Origin of the sequence: Saccharopolyspora spinosa NRRL 18395 (assembly GCF_000194155.1) — a bacterium.
GTDB lineage: Bacteria > Actinomycetota > Actinomycetes > Mycobacteriales > Pseudonocardiaceae > Saccharopolyspora > Saccharopolyspora spinosa.
In genome coordinates this window covers 1-2,204 of the sequence record NZ_GL877894.1, presented here as the reverse complement: position 1 = coordinate 2,204, position 2,204 = coordinate 1, and the positions used below count along the sequence as shown (strand labels likewise).

Below are 2,204 nucleotides of genomic sequence, written 5' to 3'. Positions count from 1 at the left end.
CCGTTCCGCCTCGTCGAAGACGCTCTCGGTGTCGTCGGTCTCCGCATCACTCGACACATCCTCAGCGGACTCCGACAGCAAGTCCCTGCCCGGCTCCGGCCCCGCGCCCGCAATCACGGCCGATGCCGCGATCTTCAGATGTGAACCGAGCCCCCAAAGCGACGGCGTTGTAACTCCCGCGAAGCGCCTCCTCATGCGCCTCGATTCGCAGCACCCGTTCGACAGCAGCATCGTCCGGCAAACCACTAACCGCCTTGCCAACCTCCATGCGCCGCCGATACATCTGCACTGATTCAGATCGACTGCTTCCAAGCTCTCGAGTCGCCGTGGCGGAAAGCAAGTTGCCGGCAGTAGTCGGGTCCGCACCGCCACTTAGGTCACCAGTCAGGTAACGGTGCCGCAACGCCCGACCCGCATCCGCGAACGCCCGCTTTACCGAACTAACCCGAGAAATAACGCGCAGCGCTGGATCATCATCGACCCCGCGCACCATCGGGGCAGCAACCGCCGCAGCCTGATTCCCAGCACGATCTGCCTGCCAACGCTCCTCTTCCGCTCTCACTTCCTCGAACGCGTCGCGAGCCAAACCACTCGCCGCCACGCCAATATCAGGGTCACCGGCCAGATAATCAGCCAGTTCCCCCCGCACCGCCTGAGCACCGGCCACTCATCCAACTGCGCCTTGGCCCGCTCGTACCGCTCATCCCAGACCAACGGGTTCGGGCCATTCTGGCTTTGCTCCGGCAATCCCCGGAGAGCAGCGGCAGCTTCCTCTACTTCCGCTACCCAAAGACGGATCGTTTTGGCCGGCGCGTCTTTAGGTTCCGACCACCTCGCGATCTTGGATTCATATTCATTCCGCTGGTCAGTGTCTACCTCCGCCTCCGCCAAAGTCTGCCGCAGCGACCCCACCGAAACTTGCAGATCGGAGCTCAGCTGCTTCTTGACATCATCAAGAACTTTGGCACCCCAATACCTACCTCTATTGAACCGCGCTCCCAAAGCGGTGGCGGTGTAATCCCTGCGAAGCGTGTCCTCAAGTGCCTCGTTTCGCAGCAACCGGTCGACAGCAGCATCGTCCCCAAAACCTCATCCGCAGCAGCGTACAAACCGTCCACGACACCATGACCTTGCTCGTCAGCCAACTGCCGCAACGCCCGACCCGCATCCGCGAACGCCCGCTTTACCGAACTAACCCGAGAAATAACGTCCAGCGCTGGATCATCACCGACCCCGCGCACCATCGAGACAGCAACGGCCCCAGCGTCCGCCTGATTCCCAGCACTACCCTCCTGCACCTCATCCGCAGCAGCGTACAAACCGTCCACGACACCATGACCTTGCTCGTCAGCCAACTGCCGCAACGCCCGACCCGCATCCGCGAACGCCCGCTTTACCGAACTAACCCGAGAAAAAACGTCCAGCGCTGGATCAACAACGCCCCCACGCACCATCGGGGAAGCAACCGCCGCCTGATTCCCAGCACCAACCTCCTGCCAACGCGCCTCTTCCGCTCTCACCGCCTCGAACACGTCGCGAGTCAAACCACTCACCGCCACGCCAATGACAGGGTCACCGGTCCCCCCGCACCGCCCAAGCACCACGCCAGTCACCCGGATGCTCACCCAGCCACTGCGCCAGCACCATCCGGAACCGTTCCGACACCCTCAGCGGCCCCAAAAGCCCGTCCGCATCAGCCAACAACCGGTCCACAGCACCACGACCCGCAATCCCGGCCCACTCATCCAACTGCGCCTTGGCCCGCTCGTACCGCTCTGTCTCCGACCCGGACCCTGCCCCCGGCAGCGGGGCCTTCTCCGCACCGAACCCGCCACCATCGGAGGTGGCGCCCTCGCGCTGGCTTGCGTCGTCGAGGTAGGGGCTTGGGCCTTCTGGGTGCAGTTTGCCCCGGAACGCCAACCCCGTCAGATTGCCGACGCCGCTGAACACCGACTCGAACACGCCCTCCTTAAGAGACCCCAAAACCTCATCCGCAGCAGCGTACAAACCGTCCACGACACCGTGACCTTGCTCGTCAGCCAACTGCCGCAACGCCCGACCTGCATCCGCGAACGCCCGCTTTACCGACCCAAACTTAGAAATAACGCTCAGCGCTGAATCAACAACACCCCCACGCACCATCGGGGCAGCAACAGCCGCCCGATTCCCAGCACCACCCTCCTGCCAACGAGCCTCTTCCGCTC

3 protein-coding genes are annotated in these 2,204 nt (G+C 63.3%); 1 reads left to right on the top strand and 2 read right to left on the bottom strand.

What is annotated here, in order from left to right:
- Positions 1-292 (top strand): hypothetical protein (locus SSPN_RS61375; RefSeq protein WP_237711002.1); only part of this gene is annotated, 292 nt, incomplete at its 5' end.
- Positions 293-932: 640 nt separating this feature from the next.
- Here the strand turns inward: SSPN_RS61375 and SSPN_RS56310 are convergent.
- Together SSPN_RS56310 and SSPN_RS0141770 are read right to left on the bottom strand one after the other, a co-directional pair.
- Positions 933-1,544: a hypothetical protein gene (locus tag SSPN_RS56310; protein ID WP_148272140.1), complete on the bottom strand. Its 612-nt coding sequence runs from the start codon at positions 1,542-1,544 to the stop codon at positions 933-935.
- Between the two features lie 28 nt (positions 1,545-1,572).
- The gene (locus SSPN_RS0141770) at positions 1,573-2,016 is read right to left on the bottom strand and encodes a hypothetical protein (RefSeq protein WP_010316749.1); all 444 of its coding nucleotides are present in this window, start codon (positions 2,014-2,016) and stop codon (positions 1,573-1,575) included.
- Between the last annotated feature and the right edge of the window lie 188 nt (positions 2,017-2,204).